Genomic DNA, 22437 nt, shown 5'->3' with positions numbered 1-22437 from the left:
GTCCTTTCCTAGACCCGGAGCCCAGTGTACCCCCGGGGGTATCGTGGCGGGGCTCAGCGCAACGCGACGACGTCGACGAGTACGTAGGCAGCCACAGCGAAAACCAGATACGCGAACCAGCGTTGGAGCCGGCCGGTGTCCGACCGGGTTCCCAGATGCCCGGCGATCAGCGACCCGGCGATCGCGGTGCCGGCGAACGCGGCGGTGATCGTCCAGTCGATGTTCGTGCTGCTCAGATGCGAGACCAGCCCGGCCGCGGAATTGGCGACGATGATCACCAGCGAGGTGCCCACCGCGACGGGCATCTCGACGCCGAGCATGAGTACCAAGGCCGGAATGATGAGAAATCCGCCGCCGACACCGAACAATCCGGTGAGGAAACCCACCACCAAGCCTGCCGGAACGGCGCGGGACGCGCACCTGCGCCAGTCGATCCCGGATCCCTGCGTCGAACAGGCGGTTCCGGTGTCGCCGCGGTCGGCGAGCATGCGCACTCCGGCGACGACCATCACCACCGCGAACCCGGTCAGCAGCGCCTGCTCGGGCAGCAGCCTCCCCACGGCGCTGCCGGCGAAGGTGGCCGGGATGCCGGTGGCAGCGAAGACCGCTGCCAGCCGCCACTGCACCTGATGGGCCCGCACTTTCGGTAGTGCGCCCACCGCAGAGGCCACACCGACGACGATGAGCGAGATCGGAATCGCCTGCTCGATACCCAGTCCCAGGCCGAAGACCAGCGCGGGGACCGCAAGGATCGATCCACCTCCGCCGAGCAGTCCCAGCAGCACGCCGATCACGGCGCCGAAGCCGAGTGCGAGCACCCACGTCATCTCGGGCCTCCCGGTGCCGGTGCGCTCACGGCCGGTGCCCGTCCGCGACGTTCGTCGATTCGGTCAGCCGCGCGACGATGGTGCCCGCGTCGCACGAGGCGCCGCGGTTGTAGGGCAGTTTCGACAACGCGGCGCCCATCGCGCAGGTGTTCGACACCGCGGCGAAGGCGAGTCCACCGCCGATGCCGGCCGCGAGCCATTTCAGCCGGGGCACGGCGACGCTGGCCAGGACCGAGCCCAGCACGACCGAGCCGGCAACGAGGCGGACCTGCCGTTCGAGGTCCCAGCGCCGGATGCCGCGCGTCACGGGGAGGCCGGCGGCTTCCCAGTCGAGCATTCCGCCGTCGAGGATGCGGACGTTGAACAGTCCTGCGGCGCGTAGGGTCTCCTCGGCTTGCGCGGCGCGCTGCCCGGAGCGGCACACGAGCACGATGTTCTCGTCGAAGTGGGCGAGAAATTCGTCGCGGTGCTCGCGCAGCAGGTCGAGGGGCACGTTGTAGGCCCCGGGAACGTGGACGGACTCGAATTCGCCCGGCGTCCGGACGTCGACGATACGCACGTTCTTGCCGGAGTCGATGAGCTCACGCAGGGCGATGGCATCGACGGTGGCAGCGGTGGACTCGTTCATGTGGGCCTTTCGATTCGGGTGACGGCAGGCGCCGTGCGGCAAGACGTACCTCCGCCAGGGGAATACCCCCGGGGGTACTTGACATACCCTAGGGGGTATATGTCAACCTGTCCACATCCCCCCGGAAGATCGCCGGGAGCCCATCCGGCACCAGTTACGGAGGAGCCCATGATTCTCGAGCAGTACTACATCGAATGCCTTTCGCACGCGTCGTACCTGATCGGTGACGAGAGCACCGGCCGGGCAGTCGTCGTCGATCCGCGTCGCGACATCGCCGAATATCTGGACGACGCAACAAAATACGGGCTGACCATCGAAGGGGTGATCAACACGCACTTCCACGCCGATTTCGTGTCCGGTCACCTCGAACTGGTCGCGGCCACCGGCGCCTGGATCGGGTTCGGGGAGGCCGCCGAGACCGACTACCCGATCCGCCGGCTGCGCGACGGCGAGCGATTGTCGCTCGGCGAGGTCGAGCTCGAGATCCTGGCCACACCGGGGCACACCTGGGAGTCGATCTCGGTGCTGGTGCGTGAGCGGCACGACGCCGTCCCGACCGCGGTGCTGACCGGCGATTCGCTGTTCATCGGGGACGTGGGCCGCCCGGATCTGGTCAACCTCGGCGACGGATCCACGGCGGATCTGGCCCGGGCCATGTACCGCACCGTGCACGAGAAGCTCCTGACTCTTCCCGACCGGGTCACGGTGATGCCCGCACACGGCGCAGGCTCGTCGTGTGGAAAGAACCTGTCGGCGGAACTGACCTCCACGATCGGCGAACAGCGGGCCACGAACCCGTCGGTGCAGCCGATGACGGAGGATGCCTTCGTCGCCCTCGTCACCGAGGGTCAGCCGGTCGCTCCGTCGTACTTCTCGGTCGACGCTGCGATGAACAAGCGGATCCATCCGCTGCTCGCGCAGGACCGCACCATTCCGGAATCGACGCCCGCGCAGGTGAAGGCCGAACTCGCCGCCGGCACCCTCGTGCTCGACGCGCGCAGCGTCGACGACTTCGCCGCCGGGCACCTGCGCGGTTCGGTCAACGTCGGGTTCGACGGCCGTTTCGCCGAGACCGGCGGTATGGTCGCCGACGTCGGTGAGAAGATCGTGTTGATCACCTACCCCGGTGAGGAACAGGACGCGGCGGTGCGCCTGGCCCGGATCGGATCGGACGGCGCGGCAGGCTATCTCGCCGTCGACCGGGACGGGGTGTTCCCCGCGGAACTGGCCGAACTGGTCGAGGCCGCGCCGCGCACCACCGTCGAGCAACTCGACCGATTGCTCGCCGCCGGCGCGGTGCGCCTCGTCGACATCCGCAATCCCGGCGAGCGCGAACTCGGCACCATTCCGGGATCGATCCCGATTCCGTTGGCGCAGCTGCGAACCCGACTGGATCAGGTGCCGGACGACAAGCCGATCGTGGTGCACTGTGCAGGCGGATGGCGTTCGAGTGTGGCGGCCTCGCTGTTGCGCGCCCAGGGATTCGACGACGTCTCGGACCTGCTCGGTGGCTACAACGCCTGGGCCGAGGCCCACGTCCCGGCCTGATCACCCGACGGCACGGGGCCACCCGGCCCCGCGTCACCCGATTCCGACACCCTTTCGATCCGAGGAGGATCCCATGTGTTACCCCGTCACCTGCACCCGTTGCGGCAAGACCGGCTGGGGAGGCTGCGGACAGCATGTCGACGCGGTCATGCGCACCGTGCCCGCCGCAGATCGCTGCACGTGCAGCCAGGACGCCTCGCCGGTCCAGGAGCGGCGCCCGGCTTTGCGGTCGCTGTTCCGTCGCTGATCCCCGCCCGTTCGCCATCTGTCGGCGAGGCGGCCGCTCCGGGTTCGGTGTTCGGGCAGTGGCGGCTGTCGTGGCAGGGGTGCGGAAATCCGCATCCCCGGGTGTGGGAATTCGGCGGAAAACTGCAGGGAACGAGACGGTATCCGTTCCTAGCCTTCGAAGCATGAATCTCCAACGTGCCCTGGCGCAGAACGATACCGGTGATCTCGGCGGTCTCGCGGGCCTCGCGGTCGACCTCATGGAACGGCTCGGAGCTCCGGGAGCGGGCCTCGCGGTGGCCGCCGAGAATCTGTTCCCGCCGATACCCAGCGAGGTGATCCTGCCGCTCGCCGGATTCACGGCTTCCCGCGGCGAGATCTCCCTCGTCGCGGCCGTCGCCTGGACAACCATCGGCTCCGTCATCGGTGCGTTGCTGCTCTGTCTCGCCGGACGCGCAGTCGGGCGCCGGCGGACGTACGCACTGGTTGCGATACTGCCTCTGGTGAGTACGACCGACCTCGAACGCAGTGAGGAATGGTTTGCCCGCCACGGGACGAAGGCGGTGTTCCTCGGCAGGATGGTCCCGCTCGTGCGCAGCCTGGTGTCGGTTCCTGCCGGGGTGGAGGCGATGCCTCTGGGGCGCTTCCTGCTACTGACCGCGGCGGGCAGTGCACTGTGGAACTCGGCGTTCGTGCTCGCCGGGTACGCGCTGGGCGAGAACTGGGGAGTTGTCGAACCGTACGCGGACGTGCTCCAGAAAGCGGTGATCGCCGCCGTGGCCGGGGCGGTCGCGGTGTTCGTGGTCCGTCGCATCCGCTCGCTTCGTGCCCGTAGGGTCGGATCGTGACCGTGATTCGACATCTCCGACGTCCGCTCGAGGATTCCTGTCGTGCCGTCGCCGGGAGTGTGCTCGGCACGGCCGCCGCCGTGCCGGGTGTTGCGGCGCTGGCGGGGGGAAGGCAGGAATTGCTGTGCCGAGCAGTGGCGAGGGAGCGTGGGCGCCTGGCTCACTGGTACGGGGCCGAGGCCGTCCGCGACCTTCCGGATCGCGACCCGGCGGGGTACCTGCTCGGCCGTCTGGTCTACGGCCTTCCGGCCGGCATCGCCGTCGTCGTGGTCCTGGCTGCCGGCTCCGGGTACGCGGCCTGGAGCATCGTCCTGCTGCTCGGCGGCCGCATCCCGCCGGCTGACGGAATCGTGGCACTCGTCGTCGCCGCGATCGCGGTCTACCTCGCGGTGCGACTGGCGATGATCGTGGGGCAGTGGGACGTTCGGCTGGCACTCCGCACCCTCGACGGCGACACAGCCCAGAACCGGCTGCGTGAACTCCAGCGCACCCGCGCGGACGTCGTCGCCGCGATCGACGACGAGCGACGCCGAATCGAACGTGCCCTCCACGACGACGTGCAGCAACGAGTCGTGGCGCTGGCCCTCGCCATCGGCCGGACGCGCCGCAAGGCCGAGCGCGGTGACGACGACCTGGTGGCCGACCTCGACCACGCGGTCGCCCAGGCGCAGGCACTGCTTGCAGAACTACGCGACGTGGCGTGGCGGATCTATCCGGCGGTGCTCGACGAACACGGACTCGTCGCAGCTCTGGAAGGGTTGTCGGCGCACACGTTCCTGCCTGTCGACCTGGATCTGCGGATCACCTCGGAACCACCTCACGATGTCGCGGCCGCGGTGTACTACGTTGCTGCCGAAGCCGTCACGAACGCGACCAAACACTCCGGTGCCGAACGGGTCGCCGTGACCGCCACTGCCGGTGGGTGCGCGGTCACCCTCACGGTGATCGACGACGGGTCCGGAGGTGCCGATCCGTCCGGCTCGGGCCTGACCGGTCTGCAGCGCCGTGTCGCCGCTCTCGACGGCACACTGTCGGTCCACAGTCCTGCGGGAGGGCCGACCGTCGTGGAAGCGAGGATTCCGTGCGCATCGTGATCGCCGAGGACTCGGCCCTTCTCCGGGAGGGCCTGTCCCGGTTGCTCGCCGACGAGGGTCACGACGTGGTGGCCTCCGTGGGCAACGCTGTCGAACTGCATCACGCCGTGTCGCGTGAGGTCCCCGATCTCGTTCTGCTTGATGTGCGGATGCCGCCGACCTTCTCGACGGAGGGCATCGACGCCGCCCATCGGCTGAAGGCGGAACATCCCGATCTCGCCGTGCTCGTTCTGTCCCAGTACGTCGAGCATCGCAACGCGACGACCCTGCTGACGAGCGGATTGGGCGGGGTCGGGTATCTGCTCAAGGACCGCGTCTCGGACGTCGGGGCGTTTCTCACCGACCTCGAGCGAGTCGCTGCGGGTGGCACCGCGTTCGACCCCGAAGTCGTCCGGCAGCTGTTCACCAGGGCGCGACGATCCGATCCGATCGCCGGACTCACCGCACGCGAACGTGAGGTGCTCGAAACGCTCGCCCAGGGGTTGACGAACACGGGTATCGCCGACCGGCTCCACATGTCGGTCAGCGCCGTGGAAAAGCACGTCAACTCGATCTTCACCAAACTCGATCTGCCCCGGGACGCGGACCGAAGCAGGCGGGTGCGTGCGGTCCTGCTGTATCTCGAAAGCACCAGCAGGATCGGTGGTTCCGACGTCGGCGGGAGGATTGCTGCACGAACGGATCTCCCGGGCAGCACTGACGCAGGCCGGTGATGCAGTGTCTGCCTGCCCGTCGGGCCGTGCGTGCACGCCTGGGGAAAACCGCAGTGCCGGTCGGGCCGGAATCCGCCACGAATACGGCGGCTGTCCGCAGTGGGAACAGCGCGACAAGTTCCTAGCGTTGTTCACGTGACTTCGATGATCGAATCCGCCCGACGGCTCGCAATCGCAGCGCTGGTGACAACCCTGACGCTCGGGGCGATCGGTGCGACAGCCCTGGCCTCGGCCCGTGACCAGACGATTTCCCTGCTCGTCGGTGTCCCTTCGGGGACCTCGGCGACCGTGCTCACCGTGGACGGGACGACATGGACCGCGGGTGTACGCGAGCCGGGATCCGGAAATCCCGTCACCGGATCCGAGCACTTCCGGATCGGCAGCGTCACCAAGACACTCGTCGCCACGGTGGTGCTGCAGCTGGTCGACGAAGACCGGCTGGAACTCGATTCCCCTGTCGAGACGTACCTGCCCGGTGCAGTTCGAGGAGGAGAGGGGATCACCGTTCGTCAGGTCCTCCAGCACACGAGCGGGATCCCGGATTACATGAAGGCGGAAGGCTGGTCGACCAACCGCTGGCGCGGTGACGACAGGTTCCGCGACTACACACCCGACGAACTGCTGCAACAGGCGTTCACCCGCCCGCCGGACTTCTCTCCGGGCGAGAGGTTCCGGTATTCCAACACCAACTACATCGTCGCGGGCCTCCTGATCGAGGCGGTCACCGGCCGGCCCTACGGGACCGAGATCGAACGACGCATCCTGCAACCGCTCGCCTTGACCGGCACCTCCGTGCCCGGCTCCGACGCCAGCCTCCCGGAACCCGCGATCCGCGCCGTGGTCGAACTCGACGACGGTCGCCGGGTGGACGTCACGGAGCAGAACGAGACCCTCGACTGGGCTGCCGGCGAAATGATCTCGACCAGTGACGACCTGGCGACATTTCTCGATGCGCTGCTGGGCGGCCGCCTGCTCACCGCGCCGACTCTCGCCGAGATGCGCACGACCGTCCCGATGGGGATGGGATTCCACTACGGTCTCGGGCTCGAACGGTTCGATCTCCCGTGTGGCGGACAGTTGTGGGGACACGGCGGGCAGTTGCTCGGCTACGTCACCTACGCCTATCGCCACGACAACGGCCGTGGCCTCACCCTGCTCAGGGCCTCCGGAGACGACGACGGTTTTCTCGGGTTCGCTGCGATGGCAACCGCTGCCTACTGCCTCGCAGATGCATGACCGTGCGTGGCGAGCGATCGAAGTCGTTCTCGCCACCCCCGCCGGATCGGGAACTCCGGGACCCTGCCGGTGAGTCCGGCGCACGAGAATCCGCTATGATCGAACGCGTGTTCGAGTTCGGGGTGTGGGTGCATGGGGTGGAGTAACGGCCCGCCCACCTGGGCCGAACTGGAACGCGTCCTGTCCGGCCGTCCCCGCCGCGAGCCGGAGTTCCCCGGCAACGGCGGCGACAGCCCGGCCTGGTCGCGCACCCGCCCGGAGTACGAGGCGCGGGTGCGACGGCCGGACGGGCCGGTCGTGCCGTACGCCGAACTGCACACCCATTCGGCGTTCAGCTTCCTCGACGGCGCCTCCACGCCTGAGGAACTCGTCGAGGAAGCCGCGCGGCTCGGCCTCGAAGCACTCGCACTCACCGACCACGACGGCATGTACGGAGTCGTCCGGTTCGCGGAGGCCGCACGGGAACTGAAGGTGCCCACCGTCTTCGGTGCCGAGCTCACCCTCGACGACGCGCACCTGCTGGTCCTGGCCCGCGGGCAGGAAGGTTACCGGCGGCTGTCCCGGCAGATCGCCGCCGCGCACCTCGCCGGCGGTACCAAAGGCGCCCCCCGCTACGACCTCGATGCGCTTGCCGACGCGGCCGGCGACCACTGGCAGATCCTGACCGGTTGTCGTCGCGGGCACGTCCGGCGGGCCCTCGAGGCCGGCGGTCCCGACGCGGCCGCGGTCGCCCTGCGCGATCTGATCGACCGGTTCGGCGCCGGCCGCGTCACAGTCGAACTGACCTGCCACGGCCTGCCCGACGACGACGAGCGCAATGCCGCACTGGCCGCACTCGCCGCCGCACACGGGCTGTCGTGCATCGCGAGTACCGCCGCGCACTTCGCGGACCCGTCCCGCAGGCGGCTCGCGATGGCGATGGCCGCGATCCACGATCGGCAGAGCCTCGACGACGCCGCCGGCCGGCTCGCCCCGACCGGCGGCGGGCACCTGCGTTCCGGCGCCGAGATGGCAGCCCTGTTCGCCGCCCACCCCGGCGCCGTGCGCCACGCCGCGGAACTCGGCCGCGAATGCGCCTTCGACCTGCGGCTCATCGCGCCGAACCTACCGCCGTTCGACGTGCCCGCCGGTCACACCGAACTCAGCTGGCTGCGCCGGCTCACCTTCGACGGCGCGCACCGCCGCTACGGCCCGCCGGAACGCAATCCGGCCGCGTACCGCCAGCTCGAACACGAACTCGACATCATCGGCCGGCTCGATTTCCCCGGCTACTTCCTCGTCGTGCACGACATCGTCACGTTCTGCAAGAACAACGACATCCTGTGCCAGGGAAGAGGTTCGGCGGCGAACTCGGCCGTGTGTCACGCCATCGGCATCACCAACGTCGATCCGGTCCGCAACGAACTGCTCTTCGAGCGGTTCCTGTCCCCGGAACGTGACGGCCCCCCGGACATCGACATCGACATCGAATCCGACCGCCGCGAAGAGGCCATCCAGCACGTCTACAGCAAATACGGGCGCGAATACGCCGCGCAGGTCGCCAACGTCATCACTTACCGCGGCAAATCCGCCGTCCGCGACATGGCCCGCGCGCTCGGTCACTCGCAGGGCCAGCAGGACGCGTGGAGCCGGCAGGTCAGCCGCTGGCACGGCGTCGCCGCAGAGACCGACACCGACATCCCGCGCCCGGTGCTCGAACTCGCCGCGCAGATCGAAGGACTGCCGCGGCACCTGGGCATCCACTCCGGTGGCATGGTCATCTGCGACCGGCCCATCGCCGACGTGTGCCCGGTCGAGTGGGCCCGGATGCCCGGTCGCAGCGTGCTGCAGTGGGACAAGGACGACTGCGCCGCAGCCGGACTCGTCAAGTTCGACCTGCTCGGTCTCGGCATGCTCTCCGCGCTGCACTACATGATCGATCTGGTCGCCGAGAACGAAGGCGTCACCGTCGATCTCGCGCAGCTCGATCTCACCGAGCGCGGCGTCTACGACATGTTGTGCCGCGCGGACTCGGTGGGAGTGTTCCAGGTGGAGTCGCGGGCACAGATGGCGACGCTTCCGCGGCTGAAACCGCGGAAGTTCTACGACCTGGTGGTCGAGGTCGCGCTGATCCGGCCCGGGCCGATCCAGGGCGGGTCCGTTCACCCCTACATCCGGCGCCGGAACGACCTCGAACCCGTCACCTACGACCATCCGTGCCTCGAGAAGTCGCTGAAACGGACCCTCGGGGTGCCGTTGTTCCAGGAACAGCTGATGCAGATGGCCGTCGACGCTGCCGGGTTCACCGCCGCCGAAGCCGACCAGCTGCGCCGAGCGATGGGCGCGAAACGGTCGACGGAGAAGATGGAACGGTTGCGCGGCCGGCTCTACGAGGGCATGCGCGAGCGGCACGGCATCACCGGCGACGTCGCCGACCGCATCTACGAGAAGTTGTATGCTTTCGCGAATTTCGGTTTTCCGGAAAGTCATTCGCAGAGTTTCGCGTCGCTGGTGTTCTATTCCGCCTGGTTCAAACTGCATCATCCGGCGGCGTTCTGCGCCGGCCTGCTGCGCGCTCAGCCGATGGGGTTCTACTCTCCGCAGTCCCTCGTCGCCGATGCCCGCCGGCACGGGGTGCCCGTGCACGGCCCGGACGTCAACGCGAGCCTCGCGCACGCCACCACCGAGAACCGGGGCCGGGAGGTACGGCTCGGCCTCGGCGCGGTCCGGCACATCGGCGACGCACTGGCCGAGCGGATCGTCACCGAACGCGACGCGCACGGCCCCTACACCTCGTTCCCGGACCTGACCGAGCGAATCGAATTGAGCACCGCGCAGGCCGAATCGCTCGCCACCGGGGGAGCGCTCGCCGGTTTCGGCATCACCCGTCGCGAAGCACTGTGGGCAGCGGGTGCGGCGGCAGCGCAACGCCCCGGACGGCTTCCCGGCATCGGGGCGTCCACGCAGGCCCCCGCGCTGCCCGGCATGAGCGACGTCGAACTCGCCGCGGCGGACGTGTGGGCCACGGGAGTGTCGCCGGACAGTTACCCCACCCAGTTCCTGCGCCCGCAACTCGACGCGCTCGGCGTCGTGCCCGCCGGACGGCTGTTGCAGGTGCCCGACGGACAGCGGGTGCTCGTCGGGGGTGCCGTCACCCACCGGCAGCGGCCTGCGACCGCCGCGGGCGTCACGTTCCTCAACCTCGAGGACGAGACGGGCATGGTGAACGTGGTGTGCTCGGTGGGCCTGTGGGCGAAGTACCGCACCCTCGCGCACACCGCCCCGGCGCTGCTGGTGCGCGGACGGGTACAGAACGCGGAGGGCGCGGTCACCGTCGTCGCGGACCGGCTGCAGCGGATGGATCTGCGAATGGCGGGGAAGTCCCGCGACTTTCGTTAGGATCGCCGCCATGCGACGGCTGCTGGTGGTCCTGGTCACGGCGATGGCTCTGCTCGTCACCGGTTGCGGTGGAACAGACACCGATTCCGGGGGCGGTCCGGCCGGGTCCGTTCCGGCCTCGCCGTCCCTCGCCGACGGCACCCGCGAATCCGCGCCGTCCGACACGCAGGTCACCGAACGCAAGGAGATCGTCACCGGACAACTGATGCTCACCGCCGCCGATCCCGTCGCCGCCGGACGGCAGGTCGTGACGATCGTCGAGGACTCGGGCGGGCGCGTCGACTCCGTCACCGAACAACCGGAGATCAGCAGCGTGCTCACGGTGCGGGTGCCGGCGGACCGGCTCGAGGGCACCGTCGACGAGCTCCGCGGACTCGGTGAGGTGACCAGCCTGACCACCACCCGCGACGACGTCACCCTGCAGTACACCGACCTCGAGGCCCGGATCTCCGCCCTGCAGGCGTCGGTGGACCGGCTGCGGGCACTGATGGCGTCCGCCGCGAACACTGCCGATCTCATCGAAGCGGAGAACGCGCTGGCGGACCGTCAGGCCGAGCTGGACAGCCTCACCGCGCAGCAGCGGTACCTGTCGGACCAGATCGACCTGTCCACCCTCATCGTCGACATCAGCGCCGAACCGCGCCGTCCCGACGATCGCGACAGTTTCTGGGACGGGGTGGTCGCGGGCTGGGACCACCTGCGTTCCGCGGTCGGTGATTCGATCGTCGCGCTCGGGGTCGCCCTCCCGTGGATCGTGTTCCTCCTCGTCGGTGCGGGCGTCGTCTACCTGATCGTCCGGCTGCTCGCCCGCATCGGACGCCGTCGGCCCGTAACCCCCGACGATCCGTCGGAAACCCCCGATGAGAACACGATGGCAGAGGTGGACGATGAGTAGCCGACGGAAACGAATTCTCGCGGCCGGCGCATGCGCGACCGCTACCGTGCTGCTGGCGGCGTGTGGCGGGGGAGGGGAAACCGGTACGCCCGTCGCCGAATCACCCACTGCTGCAGCGCAAACCGATACTCCCGACGCGGACACCTCCGATTCTCCGCCGACGCGTCCGGCTCCGTCCACGGGGGCAGCCGGGGAGTCCGCGCCGTACCGGGCGGAGGAGATCCTGGTGTCGGGCTCGACCGGCCCGGTCGACTACGAGGTGATGATCCCGCAGATCAGCGGCGGGGACCCGGCCGTCGTCACCGAGTTCAACGAGTCGATGCGGGCGGCGCTGGACGATCAGATCCGTCACCCCGGCGATGCGAGCTACACGCTCTCGACGCAGCAACACGAGGTGACCCGGATCGGGGATCACGTCGTCGCGGGGCTCCTCGTCACCTCCTACAACGCGAATCCGCCGGGAGCCCACCCGACTCCGCTGGTCGCCACGGTGGTGGTGAACACCGACACCGCCGCCCCGATCACGTTGCAGGACCTGTTCCCCGATCTGCAGGCCGGGCTGAACCGGTTGTCGGAGCAGGCGGCCCGGCTTCTCCCCGGCACAGTGGCCGGCCCGGAGTTCTATCCCGAAGGGATCGCCCCGCAGGAGGCGAACTACGCGAACTGGCTGCCGACGCCCGACGGGATGGAGATCCACTTCGACGACTACCAGGTCGGTCCGCACGCCATCGGACTCGTCACGATCACCGTGCCGTGGGAGAACCTGGGTGACGTTGTGGACCCGTACCTCGCGACCGTCGTCGCGAGCTGAACACCCGCCGATCCGGGAGACAACCGCGCGAACCGGCCACGCGCGGCCGTCCCCCGCAGGAGCGAGCGTCAGACGCCGCCGGCGAATCCGTGCTGGCGCCAAGCCTCGTAGGTGACGACGGCCGCCGCGTTCGACAGGTTCAGCGACCGGCGGCCCGGGATCATCGGAATGCGCACCCGCGCGGTGACGTGCGGATCCGCGAGCACCTCGTCGGACAGGCCCGTCGGTTCCGGACCGAACAGCAACACGTCCCCCGGGCGGTAGTCGATCGACGCGTACGACACGTCGCCGTGCGCGGTGAACGCGTACACCCGTTCCGGTTGCAGTGCGTCCCAGGCTTCCCGGAGACCGGCGTGCACCGTCACCGAAGCAAGGTCGTGATAGTCCAGCCCCGCCCGCCGCAGTTTCGGTTCCGACAGGTCGAATCCGAGCGGTTCCACCAGGTGCAACTCGCAGCCGGTACCGGCGACCATACGGATCGCGTTGCCGGTGTTGGGAGGTATGCGGGGCTCGTGGAACATCACTCGGAACACCCGGACCAGCTTGCCAGAGCCGGAGCGGAGCACCGACGGAGGGCCGTCGGCACCGTCTCACGCGGCATGCGTCACCGGGGCTGCTGCGGGCGGTACAGCTGCTGCGCGTAGGACGGGCCGTAGTACCGTTCGAGTTCCTCGAGAGTCTCGGGTGCGTCGGGGACGGTCGCCTTCGCCAGCGCCGCGACCGACGGCAGAGCGGTAGGATTCCACGTGTCCGGATCCCACAGTTTCGACCGCATGAACGCCTTTGCGCAGTGGTGGAAGATCTCCTCGATCTCGACGACCAGACAGAGGATCGGGCGATGGTCGGCGACACGCAGCTCGTCGAAGAACGGTGCCTCCGTCACCAGCCGGGCGCGGCCGTTGATCCGGAGCGTGTCGCCGCGGCCGGGCACGAAGAAGTTCAAGCCCACGAACGGATTCCGGAGAATGTTGCGGTAGCCGTCCACGCGTTTGTTGCCGGGGCGTTCGGCCAACGCGATGGTGGTGTCGTCGAGGACGTGCACGAGCCGTCCGGGCGGGTCGCCTTGGGGGGACGTCACAGCGGCCCGTCTCGTCGGATGTGCCCACCAGGCAGAACGGCGACGCGGCAAGCCAATCGACGTCGAGCGGATGTAGCCGCGCCCGGACCTTGTTCGCCGCCCGGAACGTCGGCGTGCCGAACAGGGCGGTCAACTCGTCGGGATTGTGGATCTCGGTCCAGTTCACCGTTCGACGCTACCAACGGGTGTCGGTGGCCGCATCTACAGTGACCGGCATGACGGTGCGCACGGTCGGAGTGGACGAACGCAGGGCGCGACTGGCTCGCAGGCACCGCCTGTGCCCGAGTCGTCGTGCCGTGGACGCGGTGGACGCGGCGACGAGCATGGTGTGCCTCCACGGGACGGACGCGGCGACGGTGTATCTCTCGGCGTGGGCGCGCGTTGCCGATTTCGCCGTCGCGGACCTGGACGAGGCGCTCTACACCGACCGTTCGCTGGTCAAGCACCTGTCGATGCGGCGGACCATTTTCGTCTTCCCGCGACACGTCGTGCCGTTCGCGCAGGCCGGCGCGAGCAATCGGGTGGCCGCGGCAGAGCGGCGCAGGCTGGTCAAGGACGCCGAGGCGTCCGGACTGCACCGGGACGGCGACCGCTGGCTCGACGAGGTGAGCGGCCTGGTTCTCGACGCGCTGTCCGACGGGCGGGAAGCGACGTCCACGGAACTGCGCGCCGAGATCCCGCTGCTCGGGGGCGCCATGGACTACGGTGTCGGAAAGTCGTGGGGCGGAAAGGTTTCGTTCGGTCCACGGGTGCTGACCGTGCTGTCGGCGTCGGGCAAGGTGGTGCGGGCGTCGAACAACGGCTCGTGGAGGGTGTCGCGGCACAACTGGGCGGCGACGGAGTCGTGGCTCGGTGCCGGAATCGATCCCTGCGACGAGGCGACCGGGCTGCGCGCGCTCGTCGAAATGTGGTTGCGTGCCTTCGGTCCCGGGACGGAGGCCGACATCAAGTGGTGGCTCGGGTCGACCCTGACGGCCGTGCGCGCGGCGCTGGCGGAACTGAAGGCGGTCGAGGTCGATCTCGGCGGCCGCACCGGCTATCTGCTGCCCGACGATCTCGAGCCGACGGCACCCGTCGAACCGTGGGGCGCCCTGCTGCCGACGTTGGATCCCACGACGATGGGGTGGTCCGAACGCGACTGGTACCTCGGCCCGTACCGGAAGCAACTGTTCGACTCCGTGGGCAATGCGGGCCCAACCGCGTGGTGGGACGGCCGGATCGTCGGCACGTGGTGGCAGGACGACTCCGGTGCGGTGTCACTGCATCTGCTCGAGGACATCGGAGCGGAGGGGACCGCGGCGCTCGAGAAGGAAGCGGATCGCCTCGGTGCGTGGGTGGCGGGCGTGCGGATCATGGCGAGGTTTCCGACTCCGCTGGCGAAAGAACTCGCAGGTCGCAGCTGACCGCTCGGTCGGCGGCTTGCCGGAACCGGTGCGGCGTGGACGATGAAAGATATGGGCAGCGACAACACCGAGGTCCTGTGGAGAGGAGCCCGCGTCACGGGACGGAGTTTCCGCGACGCGGATCTGCGCGGCTCGATCATCGAGGACGCGGTCTTCGTCGACTGCGACTTCACCGACGCCGACCTCAGGGGCAGCAGTCACCTTCGCAGCACCTACCGATCGTGCACATTCACCCGGACGGACCTGTCGGACAGCACCTTCCGGCGCTGTTCGCTGGTGGGTTCGTCGTTCACGCAGTGCCCGATGCACCACCTCGTGCTCGACGACGTCGACTTCACCCGCGCGTCGCTGCGCAGCGCCGACCTGCGCGGCCTGGATCTGGGTACCTGCATCTTCCGGGATGCCGACCTGACCCGGGCGGACATGCGTTACGCGGTGCTGCGGTCGGTGGACCTGCTGGGCGCGCGGCCCGTCGGGGTGCGGTTGGACGGCGCGGACCTGCGCGGTGCCCACATCGGTCCCGCATTGTGGCGCAGTGCGGAACTCGACCACACCCGGATCGAGCGGTCGCAGGCGACCGACTATGCCCGCGCTCACCGCCTCGAGGTCGACGAGCCCGACCGCCGTTGAAAGACCGGGACACGGACCTGCGACAATGGCTGTCGTGACTGCGACGATCCTGGACGGCAAGGCAACCCGCGACGAGATTTTCGAGGACCTGACGGCCCGCGTGGCCGCGCTGAAGGCGAAGGGCATCACGCCCGGCCTCGGCACCGTCCTCGTCGGCGACGATCCCGGATCGGCCGCGTACGTGCGCGGCAAGCACAACGACTGCGCGAAGGTCGGCATCACCTCGATCCGCAAGGATCTGCCCGCCGACATCACCCAGGAACAGCTCGACGCCGCCATCGACGAGCTCAACGCCGATCCCGCATGCACCGGCTACATCGTGCAGCTTCCCCTCCCCAAGCATCTCGACGAGAACGCCGCGCTCGAGCGCATCGACCCGGACAAGGACGCCGACGGACTGCACCCGGTGAACCTGGGCCGGCTCGTGCTCGGCAAGGAGGCCCCACTGCCTTGCACCCCGCGCGGCATCGTCCACCTGCTGCGCCGCTACGAGGTTCCCATCGCCGGTGCGCACGTGGTCGTCGTCGGCCGTGGTGTCACCGTCGGCCGTCCCATCGGTCTGCTGCTGACGCGACGCAGCGAGAACGCGACCGTGACGCTGTGCCACACCGGCACGAAGGATCTGAAGGCCGAGATCGAGCGCGCCGACATCGTCGTGGCGGCCGCGGGCGTGCCGGGTCTGATCACCGCGGACATGGTCAAGCCGGGCGCGGCGGTGCTCGACGTGGGTGTTTCGCGCACCGCGGACGGGCTGCGCGGCGACGTCGCCGACGACGTGCGCGAGGTCGCCGGATTCGTTTCGCCGAACCCCGGCGGCGTCGGCCCGCTGACCCGTGCCTTCCTGCTCACGAACGTGGTGGAGCGGGCCGAGCAACTGGCCGGCCTCTGATCCGGACACAGGCGACTCGGATGGACCGTTGGATGCGGTTCGCCCGCCGGAACCTGCCGCTGGTGGCGGTGACAGTGGTCATCGCCGCCGCGGTCGTGCTGGTGCTCGCGGACCGATGGCGTCGTGGCGCGTTCGTGTTCGGTGGCGCCGTGATTCTCGCGGGTGTTCTGCGGTGGGCGCTGGCCCCCGAGCAGGTCGGGGTGCTGGCCGTGCGCAGCAAAGGATTCGATGTTGCGGCGCTGCTTCTGGTGGGAGGGGCGATCGTCGCGCTGGCGGTCTCGATCGACCCGCTCGGCACCGGCTGACCGCGACCGGTCAGTCGCGGTCGGCCAGATCCATCAGCTCGACCAGGAGCTTCGCGACCGCGTCGGCCTCGGTGAGGAATCCGTCGTGCCCGTCCCGTGATTCGAGGACCCGCAGACCGTCGCAGTTGGGCAGCCCGTCGGCGATCTCCTGCTGCAACCGCAGCGGGTACAACCGATCGGAGCTGACGCCCGCGACGATCGCCGGAACGGGCGACGCGGCGAGTGCGGCGGATACCCCGCCGCGTCCGCGTCCCACGTCGTGGCGGTTCATGGCCTCGGAGAGAATCACGTAGGTGCCCGCGTCGAACCGCGACACCAGCTTGCCGGCCTGATGGTCGAGGTAACTCTGCACGGCGTACCGGCCGCCGCGCCAGGGGTCCTCGTCGGCCTGAGCGGAATTCGCGTAGCGGGAGTCGAGTTCTTCCTCGGTGCGGTAGGTCAGGTGTGCGATGCGGCGTGCGATGCCCAGCCCGGCATCGGGACGGCGCCCGGTGCCGTGGTAGTCGCCGCCCTGCCAGTCGGGGTCGCCGGTGATGACCGCGATCTGGGTGGTCTGGGTGCCGATCTGGTCGGCGGTGGCGCGGGCACCGACCGCGAGGATCAGCGATGCGCGGACCCGCTCGGGATGCGTGACGATCCACTCGAGCGTGCGCATGCCGCCCATGGATCCGCCGGTGACGGCCGCGAGGGTCTCGATGCCGAGCGCGTCGAGCAGGGCCGCCTCGGCGGCGACCTGATCGCGGATGGTGATCTGCGGGAACCGCGACCCCCACGGCTTGCCGTCGGGCGCCGTGCTGCCGGGGCCGGTGCTGCCTCGGCAGCCGCCCAGCACGTTGGTGGCCACGACGCACCAGCGGTCGGTGTCGATGGGGGCGCCCGGCCCGACCATGCCGGTCCACCATCCGGGCGAGGGATGGTCCGGTCCGGCCGGTCCGGTGATGTGCGAATCGCCGGTGAGCGCGTGCTCGACGAGCACGACGTTGTCGCGGGCGGGGGAGAGCGCGCCCCAGCGCTGCACCGCGAGGGTGACGTTCGGGAGGTTCTCGCCGTTCTCCAGCGTCAGCGCGCCGATGTCGACGAGACCGAGTCTGCCGTCCTCGGGCGGTAGTTCGACGGGTCGCCGGTCGGTGCCCGCCGTCAAGACGCTGCCACTTCGACGACGGTGGGGCTGGCGGTGGTGGTCATCTCGTCCTTCTGGCCGGGGGAGGTGAGGGCTGGGTCGGATCTATGCGCGACAGCTCATGATCACAACTCTCATGGTGACTACCTCCCTGTGCAGGCTTGCTGTCCGGCCTCTGCGCCGATCAGCCCGGTCTTCACCCGGAGCACCCCACCCTGGCCGGAGGGTTGCCGGCCAGCAAGCCGGGGCTCGATGCTGGCACTCATGACCTGAACGGCAGTTTAGCGGCTCGTTCCGCGGCGCCGGAAGCGGGGCCGAGCCGTCCGCTGACCAGCACAAAGTTACCGGTCGGTAGTGAACCGGCGCTTTGCGCTCCGGTGGAATAGCAGTACGCTTGTCTTGTTTGGCACGTGTTCCCCGCGTGTGAACACGTCCATGCTCAGATCCCTGAGCAGTGTGAGACCGTACTCACAAAGTGCGGTCGAATCGGGCCGAGGAAACGTCCTAGGAGGACACGAAGCGCACATGTCCAAGATCAAGGTTGAAGGCAAGGTCGTCGAACTCGACGGCGACGAGATGACCCGCATCATCTGGCAGTTCATCAAAGACAAGCTGATCCACCCTTACCTGGATGTCGATCTCGAGTACTACGACCTCGGGATCGAGTACCGCGACTCCACCGACGATCAGGTCACGATCGACGCGGCGAACGCCATCAAGAAGCACGGCGTCGGCGTCAAGTGCGCGACCATCACCCCGGACGAGGCGCGCGTCGAGGAATTCGGCCTCAAGAAGATGTGGCGGTCGCCCAACGGCACCATCCGTAACATCCTCGGCGGCACCATCTTCCGCGCGCCGATCATCATCTCGAACGTTCCCCGCCTGGTCCCGGGCTGGACCAAGCCGGTGATCGTCGGCCGTCACGCATTCGGCGACCAGTACCGCGCCACCGACTTCAAGGTCCCCGGCGCCGGCACCGTCACCATCACCTACACCCCGGAGGACGGCAGCGAGCCGATCCAGCACGAGGTGTGCAAGATCCCCGAGGACGGCGGCGTCGTCATGGGGATGTACAACTACAAGAAGTCCATCCAGGACTTCGCGCGCGCCTCGCTGGCCTACGGCCTGCAGCAGAATTACCCGGTCTACCTGTCGACCAAGAACACGATCCTGAAGGCCTACGACGGCATGTTCAAGGACGAGTTCCAGCGGATCTACGAGGAAGAGTTCAAGGCGGAATTCGACGCCGCGGGCCTGACCTACGAGCACCGCCTCATCGACGACATGGTCGCCTCCTCCCTCAAGTGGGAGGGCGGCTACGTGTGGGCCTGCAAGAACTACGACGGCGACGTCCAGTCCGACACCGTCGCGCAGGGCTACGGTTCGCTGGGCCTGATGACCTCCGTGCTCATGACCCCGGACGGCCGCACGGTCGAGGCCGAGGCGGCGCACGGCACCGTCACCCGCCACTACCGTCAGCACCAGCAGGGCAAGCCGACGTCGACCAACCCGATCGCGTCGATCTTCGCCTGGACCCGTGGCCTCGAGCACCGCGGCAAGCTCGACAACACCCCCGAGGTGATCGAGTTCGCGCAGCAGCTCGAGGACGTCGTCATCAAGACCGTCGAAGCCGGCCAGATGACCAAGGACCTCGCTCTGCTCGTCGGACCCGAGCAGGGATGGCAGACGACCGAGGAGTTCCTCGGCACGCTCGACGAGAACCTGCAGAAGGCTCGCGCCTGACGCACAGCTCCACCCGATGAAACGGGACGCCTCCACACGCGGAGGCGTCCCGTTTCTCGTCTGCCTGTCCGGCCCAGTGAGTGAACTCACGCCTCCTCGCGCGGAGAACGACCGGCCGCGGGCAGACAATGGACTCCCGTGACCCTCACCGACCTCGCGCACCCGCCCACCGGGTCCGGAACCGTCCGCAACCGCGCCCTCGCGGTCTTCGCGCTGGCCCTGGGCGGCTTCGGAATCGGCACCACCGAATACGTCGCGATGGGACTGCTTCCCGAGATCGCCGCCGACCTCGCCATCACCGAACCCACCGCCGGCCACACGATCTCGGCGTACGCGCTGGGCGTCGTCGTCGGAGCTCCGCTGTTCGCCGTCCTCGCCGCGAGGGTTCCCCGCAAGACACTGCTCGCCGCCCTCATGGCGGTCTTCACGCTCGGTAACGCCGCGTCGGTCGTGGCCTCCGGCTACGGGCTGCTCGTGGCGGCCCGGTTCCTCGCAGGCCTGCCGCACGGCGCCTACTTCGGGGTCGCCGCCCTGGTCGCCGCGCATCTCGCAGGCCCGCAGCGCCGCGCTCGCGCCGTCGCGCAGGTGATGCTCGGCCTGTCGGTCGCCAACGTCGTCGGTGTGCCCGCCGCGTCGTGGCTCGGGCAATCCCTCGGCTGGCGGACCGCATTCGGGCTCGTGGTGGTCATCGGCGCCGCGACCGTCGCGGCCATCGTCGCGTGGGTGCCGGCGGTGTCGATGCCCGTCACCAACCCGATCACCGAACTCGGGGCGCTGCGGCGGCGACAGGTGTGGCTGACACTGACCGTCGCGACCGTCGGATTCGCCGGGTGCTTCGCCGTCTACACCTATCTCGCGACGACCCTCACCGACATCACCGGCGTCGCCCGCTCGGTGGTTCCGATCGGACTGGCCGTCTACGGCGCAGGCATGGTCGTGGGAAGTCTCGCCGGCGGCCGCATCGCCGACCGGGCGCTGATCCCCGGCCTGATCGGCGGCATGATCGTCTACGCCGTGCTGCTCGGCCTGTTCGTCGCCGGTGCCCGTCACCCGGTCACCGCGTTCGTCCTGCTGTTCCTCATCGGCGCGACCAACGCCGCGCTGATACCCGGCCTGCAGACCCGGCTCATGGACGTCGCCGCCGAGGCGCAGTCCCTCGCCGCGTCGCTGAACCATGCCGCGCTCAACGCCGCGAACGCGCTCGGCGCGTGGCTCGGCGGTCTCGTCATCGCCGCCGGGTTCGGCTACACGGCGCCCGCGGCGGTCGGTGCCGTGCTCGCGCTCGCCGGGGTCGCGGTCCTCGCCGTGTCCGTTCGCCTCGACACCGTCCCGTCGAACCGTATCCGTCGGCTGCGTCGGATACGGTGACCGCCGTGCCTCGCATCATCACCACCGTCAACGTCAACGGCGTGCGCGCCGCGGCCACCAAGGGCCTGCTCCACTGGCTCGAGGGGTCGGCCGCCGACATCGTGTGCCTGCAGGAGGTCCGTGCGACCGAGAAGCAGTTCCACGCGGCGATCGCGCCCGCTCTCGCCGCGGGCTGGCAGGTCGTCGGCGCGGAATCCTCCGCGAAGGGCCGTGCCGGTGTCGCGATCCTGTCCCGCGTCCCGGCGGATGCGGTCCGCGTCGGCTTCGGCGACGAGAGCTTCGCCGACACCGGCCGCTACCTCGAAGCGGACTTCGGTGACCTGACGGTCGGCAGCCTCTACCTGCCCACCGGCGAGGCGGAAACCCCGAAGCAGGACGAGAAGGAGCGATTCATGAAGTCGCTCGCCGCGTACCTGGGGGAGCGCGCGGCCGAAGTCGTCGCGGCGGACCGGCACATGCTCGTGTGCGGTGACTGGAACATCGCGCACACCGAACGGGACATCAAGAACTGGAAGGGCAACGTCCGCAAGTCCGGCTTCCTGCCGCACGAACGCGAATGGGTGGGCGATCTGCTCGCGACCGGCCAGTGGCGCGACGTCGTGCGTGAGCACCACGGCGACACAGCCGGTCCGTACTCGTGGTGGTCGTACCGCGGCAAGGCCTTCGACACCGACGCCGGCTGGCGTATCGACTACCACCTGGTGACCCCGGCGCTCGCCGAACTGGTGACCACGGCCCGCGTGGAGCGGGCCGCCACGTACGCCGAACGCTGGTCCGATCACGCGCCGGTGACGGTCGAATTCCCGTGAGCCGGACCGCCCGCACCGCCCTGTTCGCGCTGCTGGCCGCGGTCGTCGCGATGATCGTCGCGGCGTGTGGCGGAACCGGCACGGACACCGGTACGACCGTCGCGCCGCTGCTGTCGGCTCCGGCGAGCACATCGCCCGCCGCGGACGACACCGTCACCTGCGACCCGACCGGGCCGATACCGGACCACGTCTGGGACACGCTCGAACTCATCGACGCGGGCGACTGGCCTCCGGACGATGCCCCGGGAACCCAGGGCGGGCGGCGGTTCGGCAACTACGAAGGCGAACTGCCTGCTGTCGGCGACGACGGGCAACCCGCTGCCTACCGGGAGTGGGACGTCAATCCGAAGAAGCCGGGCCGCAGCCGCGACGCCGAACGCATCGTCACCGGTGCGGACGGATCGGCGTGGTACACCGCCGACCACTACGAGTCGTTCACGAGGATGTGCTGATGCGAGCGGATCTGACACTGCTGGAGACCACCCGTGCCGCGGCCGCCGACCTCGAGGAACGGCTGCACGAGGAGGGGCACGTCGTCGTGCACGTGCGCGGCCGGCGGATGACGACCCTGGACGGGGTGTTCGACGAGTTCGCCGCGGCCCTGCAGTTTCCCTACTACTTCGGTGCGAACAAGGATGCATTCGACGAGTGCCTCTCCGAGGTCCGGGAAGCCGACGACCCCTCGGTGCTCGTCTTCGACGCGCACGAACTGCTCACCGGCGAGCCGGATCAGCTCGCGTGGTTCGTCACGGTACTCGGACAGATACCGCTGCGGGTGATCCTGCAGGTTCCGGCGCAGCACAGTGCGGCCCTCGTGGAGCGATTCGCGGTAGCCGGGCACGGCGACCTCGGTCGCAGCGCCGAACCCGGTGCGTGAAAGTATCGAGAG

The 22437-nt window shown here is 69.1% G+C and carries 22 protein-coding genes, 1 pseudogene and 1 riboswitch; of the genes and pseudogenes, 18 read left to right on the top strand and 5 right to left on the bottom strand.

What is annotated here, in order from left to right; genetic code table 11:
• Window positions 1-53: 53 nt before the first annotated feature.
• A complete protein-coding gene (locus A8G15_RS00660; protein WP_068154309.1) occupies window positions 54-827 on the bottom strand; it encodes a sulfite exporter TauE/SafE family protein in 774 nt (257 codons plus the stop codon).
• A 25-nt stretch (window positions 828-852) separates the two neighbouring features.
• Window positions 853-1455 carry a rhodanese-like domain-containing protein gene (locus A8G15_RS00655; RefSeq protein WP_068154308.1) on the bottom strand — a complete coding sequence of 201 codons (603 nt, stop codon included), beginning with the start codon at window positions 1453-1455 and terminating at the stop codon, window positions 853-855.
• Window positions 1456-1623: 168 nt separating this feature from the next.
• On the opposite strand from A8G15_RS00655, the gene A8G15_RS00650 reads away from it, so the two are divergent.
• From A8G15_RS00650 to A8G15_RS00615, 9 genes are all read left to right on the top strand, one after another.
• Window positions 1624-3003 (top strand): MBL fold metallo-hydrolase, encoded by a 1380-nt coding sequence (locus tag A8G15_RS00650; protein ID WP_068154306.1) that lies wholly within the window; start codon window positions 1624-1626, stop codon window positions 3001-3003.
• A gap of 73 nt (window positions 3004-3076) precedes the next feature.
• Entirely contained in the window at window positions 3077-3250 is a 174-nt protein-coding gene (locus A8G15_RS30995) for a hypothetical protein (RefSeq protein ID WP_169833846.1), read from the top strand.
• Window positions 3251-3413: 163 nt separating this feature from the next.
• On the top strand, window positions 3414-4076 hold the full coding sequence (locus tag A8G15_RS00645) for a DedA family protein (RefSeq protein WP_068154304.1): 663 nt from the start codon (window positions 3414-3416) through the stop codon (window positions 4074-4076).
• Window positions 4073-5170 carry a sensor histidine kinase gene (locus A8G15_RS00640; protein WP_245687661.1) on the top strand — a complete coding sequence of 366 codons (1098 nt, stop codon included), beginning with the start codon at window positions 4073-4075 and terminating at the stop codon, window positions 5168-5170. Before A8G15_RS00645 ends, A8G15_RS00640 begins: the two co-directional genes overlap by 4 nt.
• Entirely contained in the window at window positions 5158-5883 is a 726-nt protein-coding gene (locus A8G15_RS00635; RefSeq protein WP_068154302.1) for a response regulator, read from the top strand. The genes A8G15_RS00640 and A8G15_RS00635 overlap by 13 nt, the downstream gene beginning before the upstream one ends.
• A gap of 144 nt (window positions 5884-6027) precedes the next feature.
• On the top strand, window positions 6028-7119 hold the full coding sequence (locus tag A8G15_RS00630) for a serine hydrolase domain-containing protein (protein ID WP_082899569.1): 1092 nt from the start codon (window positions 6028-6030) through the stop codon (window positions 7117-7119).
• Between the two features lie 132 nt (window positions 7120-7251).
• Window positions 7252-10497: an error-prone DNA polymerase gene (locus tag A8G15_RS00625; RefSeq protein WP_068154301.1), complete on the top strand. Its 3246-nt coding sequence runs from the start codon at window positions 7252-7254 to the stop codon at window positions 10495-10497.
• 10 nt (window positions 10498-10507) lie between these two features.
• Entirely contained in the window at window positions 10508-11392 is an 885-nt protein-coding gene (locus tag A8G15_RS00620) for a DUF4349 domain-containing protein (RefSeq protein WP_068154299.1), read from the top strand.
• Window positions 11385-12203, top strand: a complete 819-nt coding sequence (locus A8G15_RS00615) for an RsiV family protein (RefSeq protein ID WP_068154298.1) — start codon at window positions 11385-11387, stop codon at window positions 12201-12203. Before A8G15_RS00620 ends, A8G15_RS00615 begins: the two co-directional genes overlap by 8 nt.
• 68 nt (window positions 12204-12271) lie before the next feature.
• On the opposite strand, the gene A8G15_RS00610 is transcribed toward A8G15_RS00615, so the two are convergent.
• Both A8G15_RS00610 and A8G15_RS00605 read right to left on the bottom strand, forming a co-directional pair.
• A complete protein-coding gene (locus A8G15_RS00610) occupies window positions 12272-12736 on the bottom strand; it encodes a tRNA (cytidine(34)-2'-O)-methyltransferase (protein WP_068154465.1) in 465 nt (154 codons plus the stop codon).
• A gap of 71 nt (window positions 12737-12807) precedes the next feature.
• A pseudogene (locus A8G15_RS00605) lies at window positions 12808-13447 on the bottom strand (pyridoxamine 5'-phosphate oxidase family protein).
• 49 nt (window positions 13448-13496) lie between these two features.
• On the opposite strand from A8G15_RS00605, the gene A8G15_RS00600 reads away from it, so the two are divergent.
• From A8G15_RS00600 to A8G15_RS00585, 4 genes are read left to right on the top strand one after another with little or no spacing between them, the layout of a single operon-like run.
• Window positions 13497-14684 (top strand): winged helix DNA-binding domain-containing protein, encoded by a 1188-nt coding sequence (locus tag A8G15_RS00600; protein ID WP_082899583.1) that lies wholly within the window; start codon window positions 13497-13499, stop codon window positions 14682-14684.
• A 51-nt stretch (window positions 14685-14735) separates the two neighbouring features.
• The gene (locus A8G15_RS00595; protein WP_068154297.1) at window positions 14736-15314 is read left to right on the top strand and encodes a pentapeptide repeat-containing protein; all 579 of its coding nucleotides are present in this window, start codon (window positions 14736-14738) and stop codon (window positions 15312-15314) included.
• A gap of 34 nt (window positions 15315-15348) precedes the next feature.
• A complete protein-coding gene (locus tag A8G15_RS00590; protein WP_211270093.1) occupies window positions 15349-16203 on the top strand; it encodes a bifunctional methylenetetrahydrofolate dehydrogenase/methenyltetrahydrofolate cyclohydrolase in 855 nt (284 codons plus the stop codon).
• 20 nt (window positions 16204-16223) lie between these two features.
• Window positions 16224-16508, top strand: a complete 285-nt coding sequence (locus A8G15_RS00585; RefSeq protein WP_068154294.1) for a DUF3017 domain-containing protein — start codon at window positions 16224-16226, stop codon at window positions 16506-16508.
• Between the two features lie 10 nt (window positions 16509-16518).
• Here A8G15_RS00585 and metX read toward each other — a convergent pair whose 3' ends face one another.
• Complete coding sequence (gene metX, locus A8G15_RS00580; RefSeq protein ID WP_068154293.1) at window positions 16519-17649, bottom strand: homoserine O-acetyltransferase MetX; 1131 nt, start codon at window positions 17647-17649, stop codon at window positions 16519-16521.
• A gap of 131 nt (window positions 17650-17780) precedes the next feature.
• Window positions 17781-17898, bottom strand: a riboswitch (SAM riboswitch).
• 255 nt (window positions 17899-18153) lie between these two features.
• On the opposite strand from metX, the gene A8G15_RS00575 reads away from it, so the two are divergent.
• From A8G15_RS00575 to A8G15_RS00555, 5 genes are all read left to right on the top strand, one after another.
• Complete coding sequence (locus A8G15_RS00575) at window positions 18154-19371, top strand: NADP-dependent isocitrate dehydrogenase (RefSeq protein ID WP_068154292.1); 1218 nt, start codon at window positions 18154-18156, stop codon at window positions 19369-19371.
• 138 nt (window positions 19372-19509) lie between these two features.
• A complete protein-coding gene (locus A8G15_RS00570) occupies window positions 19510-20739 on the top strand; it encodes an MFS transporter (protein ID WP_068154290.1) in 1230 nt (409 codons plus the stop codon).
• Window positions 20740-20744: 5 nt separating this feature from the next.
• On the top strand, window positions 20745-21548 hold the full coding sequence (locus A8G15_RS00565; protein WP_211270092.1) for an exodeoxyribonuclease III: 804 nt from the start codon (window positions 20745-20747) through the stop codon (window positions 21546-21548).
• Complete coding sequence (locus A8G15_RS00560; RefSeq protein WP_082899568.1) at window positions 21545-22000, top strand: guanyl-specific ribonuclease; 456 nt, start codon at window positions 21545-21547, stop codon at window positions 21998-22000. The genes A8G15_RS00565 and A8G15_RS00560 overlap by 4 nt, the downstream gene beginning before the upstream one ends.
• Entirely contained in the window at window positions 22000-22425 is a 426-nt protein-coding gene (locus A8G15_RS00555; protein WP_082899582.1) for a barstar family protein, read from the top strand. The genes A8G15_RS00560 and A8G15_RS00555 overlap by 1 nt, the downstream gene beginning before the upstream one ends.
• Window positions 22426-22437 lie beyond the last annotated feature (12 nt).

The organism is Rhodococcus phenolicus (assembly GCF_001646785.1).
Taxonomy (GTDB): domain Bacteria; phylum Actinomycetota; class Actinomycetes; order Mycobacteriales; family Mycobacteriaceae; genus Rhodococcus; species Rhodococcus phenolicus.
Note: the sequence above shows the minus strand (reverse complement) of the source record. Positions and strands in the feature narration are given on the sequence as shown.